Source organism: Micrococcus sp. GbtcB5 (genome assembly GCF_019091605.1).
Classification (GTDB): Bacteria; Actinomycetota; Actinomycetes; order Actinomycetales; family Micrococcaceae; genus Micrococcus; species Micrococcus luteus.
This window is the reverse complement of record NZ_JAGXJK010000044.1, coordinates 1-7,022: the sequence shown is the minus strand read 5'-3', so window position 1 is coordinate 7,022 and position 7,022 is coordinate 1. Positions and strand designations below refer to the sequence as shown.

Annotated in this window: 6 protein-coding genes; 2 read left to right on the top strand and 4 right to left on the bottom strand. The window is 65.0% G+C overall.

Translation table 11 applies throughout. The annotated features are described in order from the left end of the window. The coding region (locus KVS67_RS11015) for a hypothetical protein (RefSeq protein WP_217565349.1) at positions 1–212 on the top strand (212 nt) is incomplete at its 5' end. Positions 213–516: 304 nt separating this feature from the next. Here the strand turns inward: KVS67_RS11015 and KVS67_RS11010 are convergent. Further along, the gene (locus tag KVS67_RS11010) at positions 517–1,086 is read right to left on the bottom strand and encodes a TetR/AcrR family transcriptional regulator (RefSeq protein WP_100056028.1); all 570 of its coding nucleotides are present in this window, start codon (positions 1,084–1,086) and stop codon (positions 517–519) included. Positions 1,087–1,103: 17 nt separating this feature from the next. Continuing rightward, entirely contained in the window at positions 1,104–2,573 is a 1,470-nt protein-coding gene (locus tag KVS67_RS11005; protein WP_254629337.1) for an MFS transporter, read from the bottom strand. A gap of 279 nt (positions 2,574–2,852) precedes the next feature. Here KVS67_RS11005 and KVS67_RS11000 point away from each other — a divergent pair, with 279 nt between their 5' ends. After that, complete coding sequence (locus KVS67_RS11000) at positions 2,853–3,425, top strand: recombinase family protein (protein WP_217565347.1); 573 nt, start codon at positions 2,853–2,855, stop codon at positions 3,423–3,425. A gap of 39 nt (positions 3,426–3,464) precedes the next feature. Here the strand turns inward: KVS67_RS11000 and KVS67_RS10995 are convergent, their stop codons facing one another. Continuing rightward, the gene (locus KVS67_RS10995) at positions 3,465–6,050 is read right to left on the bottom strand and encodes a DEAD/DEAH box helicase (RefSeq protein WP_217565346.1); all 2,586 of its coding nucleotides are present in this window, start codon (positions 6,048–6,050) and stop codon (positions 3,465–3,467) included. Positions 6,051–6,055: 5 nt separating this feature from the next. After that, a complete protein-coding gene (locus tag KVS67_RS10990) occupies positions 6,056–6,943 on the bottom strand; it encodes a DNA methyltransferase (protein ID WP_368669054.1) in 888 nt (295 codons plus the stop codon). Positions 6,944–7,022 lie beyond the last annotated feature (79 nt).

The following is a 7,022-nucleotide window of genomic DNA, read 5'->3' as shown; positions in this document are numbered from 1 at the left end:
CTGTCTCTGAGCTGTCTAAGGGAAATCGTCTTACCAGTCGAATCGAGGAGTATTTTGCGGCGGAAAGTATCAATGGCGGTCGATTCAACCACTATGCGCCTGCGGGCGCTCTGATGCGCGGGGCGCTCGGAAAGACCGCACTAGCCCCATCGACGCTGGATCATGCGGAGAAGTTGATGCGGCGGATCAACTCCTTCCTGCCCGTGGACTGATCCCTCGCTGGGAGCTGCCCCGCACTGAAGACGCCGCTGGCCGCCTCTTCCCGGCCGGCGGCATCCTTCGTGGCCGCTAGGTGCGTCCTGGGCGGGGTGGACCCGGCTGGCGTCCTTCTCAATCGGTTGCAGTGGAAGGTAGGTTGGCCCGTTTAACCGGGTATACCCACTAGGCGCATGTGTCAGAGCCAGTTGGGTGCTGCTGGAGAGAGGTGCCAGGGTGCGATCTTGCTTGACAGGGTTGCCCATCATCGCGCTCGACGGATTCGTCGATCCGGCCTTCTCCAACCGCGCGCTGGCTCGCTTACCCGTTGGGCTTGGCCTCGGATTCATGGACGTCATTCTGGAGTAGCGCGATGATCTGCTTTGCGGTTTCACTCCGGTGGTCCTGTGAGATGGGCCTGCTTCCGATCAGGTCGTTGACCCAGAGCCCGTCAGCAGCGAGCAGGGCGAGCGAGGTCATCTGGTCGCGCTCAGCTTCGTCTCGTTCGCTACGTCCGGTCCATCGGTCGATGAGGTCTTCCCAGATCGCCTTGTGCTGGGTGTGCTGGCTGTCGAGAATCATCTGGAACTCGGCGCGGGAGGCGGCTGTCGAACAAGTGAGTATGTAGGCGGTCAGGCGCTCCATCGGCGTTGCCTCAGCGGTCGGCTTTCCACAGGCGATCTCTAACTGCCGCTCCCAGTGATCAGCGAGTCTCTGGTGGATCGCAGCGATCAAGTCGTCTCGTGATGGGAAGTGGTAGATGATCCCGGCCCTGGTGATCCCTGCAGCGGCCGCGACAGAGTCAAACGTGACTGCTGTGATCCCGTCTTCCTCGATCACTTGGATCGCGGCGTCGAGGATCATGGTCTTCTTGCTCTCACGCACCATCATGCGCCCCTCCGATTGGTTCAGTGGTTTTCGGCGTACTCCATTGCCTCGCTGCCGCGCCCGTAAGCGCGGAGCAGCCGATTGGTCAGAGCGGCTCCACTAGCCAGCATGACAGCGAGGACGATCATCGTGACCAAATAGGCCGTGTCGTAGGCGGAGGTGGCGGCTGCGATCACGTCGAGATCTCCGTCGGCGATCCCGAGGGCATCGGCAATGCTCTCCCCCGCTGCGGCGGGAGTGCCATCCGGGAGTCGGACGACTGTGGCGTAGACGAAGGTCAGGAGGCTCCCGAGGAGTGCTACAGCCGAGAGGGAGCCCATCTCATAGGAGACTTCTTCGATCGAGGCCGCCATGCCGGCCTTTCGCGGAGGCGCGTTGCCCATAATGGCGGCGGAAGCGACGGCGAAGGTGCCGCCCAGGCCGAAGCCGGTCACGATGAAGCTGACGACCAGCAGGGGTAGTGATCCGTTCGCAGAGGCCAGCACGGCGAGAGCTAGTCCTAGGGCGGCGATGGCGAGGCTGCCGGAGATAATGATCCGCAGGCCCACGATGTGCAGGATCGCGGCCCCTAGGACACCAGAGGGCAGGGCGCCAAGCGCGATGGCTGCGACTAGCAGGCCTGCTTGCAGGGGGGTGAAGCCCTCGACGAGCTGGAAGCGCTGTGTGGTCGCGAGCTGGGCGCCAGCGATGGTGAACATCGCGAAGAAGGCTGCCAGAGAGCCGCCAGCGAAGGCGCGGTTGCGGAAGATGGAGAACTCGATGAGTGGTTCTTCCAATCGGCCCTGGCGTCGCACGAAGAGGACGAACCCGATGACTGCTGACGCCAGCGCCCCTGCGATCAGAACCCAGTTCTGTGGAATATGGGCCAGTTCCTTGATGACGAGCACGGTGCCCACCAGCCCGACCATCGCATAGAGGGATGAGACGAGATCCCACTTCTTCGACGGATCGGGGGGATGGTTGTGCGGCGCGATGATTGCGGTCGCCACAAGTGCGATGGCAACAACGGGGACATTGATGAGGAAAACAGATCCCCACCAGAACCGTTCGAGAAGGGCGCCGCCGAGAATGGGTCCGAGCGCTGCCCCCGCGATCGACAGGCTCCCCCAGATGGCGATGGCGATGTTGCGCTCACGAGGATCGTCGAACGCGAGGCGGATCAGAGCAAGCGTGGCGGGCATCATCGCTGCGGCCCCCACAGCGAGGAGTGCCCTGGCGCCGATCAGGAAGGCAGGGTTGGGCGAGAATGCCGCTGCCAGTGATGCGGCACCGAAGATCCACAGGCCGACGACGAACATTCGGCGGTGGCCGATGCGATCGCCCAGTGTGCCTGCTCCCAAGAGGAGGCCAGCCATGACCAGGGGGTAGGCGTTGATGATCCACAGTGTCGAGGATCCGGACGCGCCGAGGTCTGCGGTCAACGTAGGCAAGGCGGTGTAGAGGATCGAATTGTCGAGGGTGATGAGTAGCAGGCCGGCCCCCACGGTCATGAGCAGCCACCACCGCCGCGGCGATGATCCAACGTCGTTCACTGTTGTACCCCTGTCCTCTGCCTGTAGTCGCATCAACGAAACTATACTAACAGGTTAGTAAAGTAAACGTCAACGCTCCGACAGAGGGATGCCTCACGATCCAGCTGGGTGTTCATTGCCCCATCCCGGCGTCAAGCCGGGTATACCCCTTTACACACCCTGCCCGGCCACGAGACCATCACGTCAGAGACGGTCCCAAACCGGGCCGTTAGACAGAAGTGTCGGAAGGTCTAAAACGTGGTTGGACAGACCGTGGCCTACGTGCGGGTCAGCTCGGCCGAGCAGAACCTGGATCGTCAGCTCGAGGCGGTGGGGGAGTGCGACCGCGTCTTCCAGGACAAGATCAGCGGCAGCTCGAGGGCCAAGCGCACGGGGTTGGCGGAGCTGATGGCCTACGTGCGGGAGGGGGACCTGGTGAAGGTCGCCTCGATGGACCGGCTCGGCCGGGACACCCGGGACCTGTACGCGATCGTGGACGAGCTCACCGACAAGGGGTGCGCGGTGCAGTTCGTGTCAGAGCGGATCACCGTGGACAAGTCCGGCACCTCCCCGGTGGACGGGCTCATGCTGGGCATCCTGGCGGCGTTCGCTGAGTTCGAGCGCCGGCGGATCAAGGAGCGTCAGGCCGAAGGCATCGCCCTAGCCAAGGCCCGCGGCAAGTACGTCCAGGCCCCGAAGCTCTCGGACACCGACGTGGAGCAGGCGCGCGTGATGATCGAGATGGGGATCCCGAAGGCCGAAGTGGCGCGCGCGTTCGGGGTGAGCCGGCAGACCCTGTACACCTCGTTGCGCCGGCAAGCCTCTGACTGAACCCCGTCCTCGGCCGCCGGCGTCTCTTGAGTTTCTGTTTCAGTACGCGGGCGCGGCCTTGTACAGGGATTCAGCGTCTTGGGCTGCGTGGACGCCGGCTTGGACGACGTCGTTCTTCATGTCCAGCACCCGCAGCTGGCCGTCGATCTCAGCGACGGCCTCGATCCGGCCGAATGCGTCCCCGTGGGCCTGGGCGTACTCGGCCAGGCCCCGCAGCTTGGGCAAGGCGTCGGCCAGGTGCGTGCCGTGGGGGTCCACGATGTCTGCGCGGATCGTGCCGTCCTGGTTGGCGTGGAAGAACACGAAGTCCGGGCGCAGGGCCTGCCACTGGCCGGTGCCGTCCTGGAACGGGATCGCCAAAGACTGCTTGGAGGCCCGGGAGGGGTTGCGGTACCAGCCCCGGAAGGAGGGCTCGGCGGCTTCGGAGTCCAGCACCTGCCGCTCCCAGTCGTTCAGATCCACAGGTGCGGTGCCGTCCTCGGCGGCCATCAAATGCAGAGTGCGGGTCGGCAGAGGACGCTCGCTGCCATCAGGGAGGCGCTCCTGCTGGTCGGCCTGGGTCAACTTCGGGCGGGTCAGGTCCACACGTTCAGGCCGACGGGTCATCTCCCGCACCCGGTCGTACACTGCCTGGCGCTCATCGGTCAGGCCGTTGATCTGTACGCGGTACTGGCTTAGCCAGTCCTGCACGAGCTTGTCGGCCTTGGCCTCCAGGTCGGCGACGACCTCGGAGGTGCGGGCCAGGGAGGCGATGATGATGTCTCCTTCGCGCAGGTCGAGCTCCTCTTCGTCCTCGGGGACGATGTGATCGATGTAGGCCCCGGCGATCCAGCCGGTGAGGGTGCGGGCCGCCGCGGCAGCGGCCTCCTCGATGGCCCGGTCATCGGCCAGCAGTTCCAGGCTGGTGGTGTTCAGGGTTGTGGTTCCCAGCCGGCCGGTCAGCCGCTGGGCCGACAGGGTGAGCACATCCTGGCGGGCCGCGGTGATCTGCTCGGAGTACTGCGCCCTGCATCCGTCCAGGAGCTTGCACATTGTGTGCGCGGCGGTCTTGACCGCCCCGGGCAGCAGCTCGTCGTGGGAGAGGGCGTTGGCCAGGATGTCCAGGCGCTTGAGCGGTTTGGTGGCGCCCTGGGGGATGTTCATCGAGGGCAGGGCGTCGAACACCGCCCACACGTCTTCTCCCACCGCCGGGTTCGGTGTCAGGGTGACCGGGTCGAACAGCACCCGCCGGGCGGCTGCGCTGGCGGGGTCGGAAGTGGTGTCGTCCATGTCGGACTGTCCGCGCATCAAGGTCTGGGCGATGGCGGTGGAAGTGGTCTTGTCGAAGTGGGGCAGGAAGCAGTCGATGGAGTTGAGCACCTCGTTGCCCGGGATGCGTCGGGCCAGGGGGGTGCGGACCATCCGGCCCAGCAGCTGGTGGACGTAGGTGGCGTCCTTGTAGGTGCGGAAGGACATCAGCACCTCCGCCCGGGGGCAGTCCCAGCCGGTGGAGATCGCCTCCATGGCCAGCAGCACCCGGATGTGCGTGGTTTCCTGCACGCGCTGCGGGGCGATGTAGTTGACGATCTGGCCGGGCAGGTGCCGGTCGGTGTGGGTGCCGAAGACGTGGGCGATGTCCTGGGGCCGTAGCTCGGGCCACTCCTGGTGGATGACATCCAGGATTCGCGAGAGGTGCTCGTCGCTGGGTTTGTCGGCGACCTGCACGACTAGTAGCGGCACCACTGGGTTCGGTTCGCCCTGTTCGGCGGCGTAGGCGGCCCAGGCTCTGGTGGAAGCCTTCGTGCGGGCCACGGCCTCGCGCAGCAGCGTGGTGTCGAAGGCGCCGGCTTCCTCGGGGATGGTGAGGACCACATCGTCCTTGAGCAGCCCGGAGGCTTGCACGAGCGCGGGGTCGACCTGCACGGGGGAGAGCGCGTCCCGGTCGGTGGCGTGGGCCATGGCTTGAGTGAAGCGTTCCACGGTGGCGGAGATCCCGAGCACGATCGGCATGGCCGGGGCCAGGGCGGTGCCGTTGATCAGGCGCTGGACGATGGTGGCCCGTTCCTGGTCGTTCTTCTTGGTGGTCTTCATGCCCCGGTGGGCCTCGTCCAGGATGAAGTACAGGGTTCGTCCGGGGGTGGCCACGGTGTTGGCGATGACGTCGTAGATGGTCCGCTGGGCCATGTCGGGGGCGGCCATCACCGGGGTGGCGGCGTTGGCGGGGTCCGCGGCTCCGCGCACCAGGCGGGCTCCTTCACGCAGCTTCTGGGCGTTGAGGAAGTACACCTGGCCGGGGGCGAAGGTGGTCTCGGCGAAGGAGTTCTCCACGGTGCGCAGCCGACCGTCGAGCTCGGAGGAGGCGGCATGGATCCGGGCGCGGGACTGATCGTTCAGGTCCGGGTCGTCGGAAAACCAGAGCACGGTGGCCCCGGGGTCGGGGGCGATGTCCTCGGTGTACTGGTCGGAACTGAAGAACAGGGCCTCGATGATGGCCGCGGCCATCACCGTCTTGCCGGCCCCGGTCGCCGCGGCCAGGGAAAACTGGGACAGGACGCCGTCGTCTTGGTAGTTCTTCCTGGCCCGATGCAGCCGGTTCAGGACCTGCTCGACAGCCTGCACCTGGTAGTCCTTGAGGGTGTAACGCATGGGGGTCAGGCCCTCCGGTTGATCTGGAAGTTGTGCAGGTAGGACTCGTACAGGCGCACCGGCGTGGTGTGTTCGGGCAGCTGTCGGGCCACGGACTGGAAGGCCACCTCGGAGTCGGTCACGACGAACGCCATCCCTACCTGGGGGGCGGCCTCTAGGGCGGCCAAGAACTCGGGGGCGTGGTCCATGTCCTCGAGCACCCCATAGGCCTGTGCCACATCCCAGCCGCGTTCCGGAAGGCTGGAGATGATGCGACCGCGAGAGCCGGCCTTGAGCCAGAGCATCGGCGCAACCCGGGCGAAGGCACGGTTGCGGCGCACCTGCCGGGGCGCCTCATAGGTCAGGGTGAAGAACGCCGCGTTCTCCTCGAAGCCATCGGCCATGGGGAACTCGTCAGTAAATTTGTATGCGCCCTTGATCGGATCCCCGGCCGGGGTCCTGCCGGTGATCGCAGCGGTTACGCGGGGCTTGGTGACGTAGTCGCAGATGCCCCACTGCTCCCACTCCGGGTCCCCGGGACGAAGCCCCTTCTTCCGCAGGCGCTTCTGCTCCTCTGCGGACACCTCGTTGTTCGTCACGCTGATGCACTGACGGCGCCCACCATCCTGCTTGTTCAGACGCATGACGGCATGAGCTGTCGTGCCCGAGCCGGAGAAGAAGTCGAGTATCACGGCTTCAGGCTTGTTCTTTACGAAGAATCTTAGAGCGTCTTCCACCGCATACAAAGACTTAGGAAAGGTGAATTGATGGGCGGGGATTAATGCACGGATTATGCTACTTCCGTGATGACCGGCGTCGTGCGCCTTGATTCGCCATACATCTGTCGGTATAAACGTTGCCTCATAGCCGTTTGAGTCGGTGATGACTGAGCCATCAGAGCGTCTCCCTGACACAGGGAACTGACCAGACTCGATTTTCGCCCGCTCACCGCGCTTCAGGTAGTAAAGCGTGGTCTGGTCGCCCCGCCAGCGG

Bases quoted from the DNA above. Each gene is read 5' to 3' on its own strand.
- KVS67_RS11010 (WP_100056028.1), bottom strand. From the start codon at position 1,086: ATGATGGTGCGTGAGAGCAAGAAGACCATGATCCTCGACGCCGCGATC.
- KVS67_RS11005 (WP_254629337.1), bottom strand. From the start codon at position 2,573: ATGACCGTGGGGGCCGGCCTGCTACTCATCACCCTCGACAATTCGATC.
- KVS67_RS10995 (WP_217565346.1), bottom strand. From the start codon at position 6,050: ATGCGTTACACCCTCAAGGACTACCAGGTGCAGGCTGTCGAGCAGGTC.